This is a genomic window from Brachyspira catarrhinii, from assembly GCF_005518285.1.
GTDB lineage: Bacteria > Spirochaetota > Brachyspiria > Brachyspirales > Brachyspiraceae > Brachyspira > Brachyspira catarrhinii.
Genome location: NZ_SJDU01000628.1, coordinates 1 through 877, shown reverse-complemented (window position 1 = coordinate 877; position 877 = coordinate 1). Strand labels below are relative to the sequence as shown.

General features: G+C 26.3%; 1 protein-coding gene. It reads left to right on the top strand.

What is annotated here, in order from left to right:
• Positions 1-877 (top strand): glycosyltransferase family 2 protein (locus EZH24_RS12725; protein WP_137999406.1); only part of this gene is annotated, 877 nt, incomplete at both ends.

Here is an 877-nt window from a genome sequence, read left to right as displayed (position 1 = left end):
CGGAGAAATATTTGTCAAAGATGTTTGGATAGCGTTGTTAATCAAACTTTTAAGAACATTGAAATTATAATCGTTAATGACGCATCGCAAGGAAATTGTAGGGAAATAGTCGAAGAATATTTGAAAAAAGATAACAGAATAAAATATATCGAACATAGCGAAAATAAAAGTTTACTCCAAGCGCGAAAAACGGGAAATATTAATTCTACGGGAAAATATATAATGTATGTCGACAGCGATGATGAAATTGAAATTAACGCCTGCGAAGAAATATTTAATGTTATAAAAAATGAAGATTGCGATATTGTAAGTTTCGGAACTAAAGTAATTTCAAACGACAAAACCAAATTTATTCAGTGGGCGTTATCGACAAATAGATTTAAGATTGATTCGGAATTTCTGCTTTGCGAAGTTATTAATCAGAGAATATCTCATAATATGTGGAATAAAGTTTTTCATCGAAGAATAATCGACAAACTTATAGAATATATTCCCGATACAAAAATTATGAATGCGGAAGATATGCTTCAATGTTTAATCGCTTTTTATTTTAGTAAATCTTATAAAGTGATTCAGAAACCTTTGTATATTTATTATGCCGATATTGGTTTGAGTAATAAAAATACGAATGAAATTGATATTGATAAATACGACTATTTATGCAAAAGCGTAAAAATTGCGCTCGATGAATTTTATAATTTTTTATTAAAAATAAAATCGAATATCGCTTACGGATTTTTATTTTCTAAACTTTATTTTAATCAATATAATTATCTGTTTGAAAAAATAAAAAATAACAACGAAGAATATATAAAGACAATCGAAAAATATTTTGACAAATCGATTATAAGTCAATATTTGCATTTGAAAAAATATA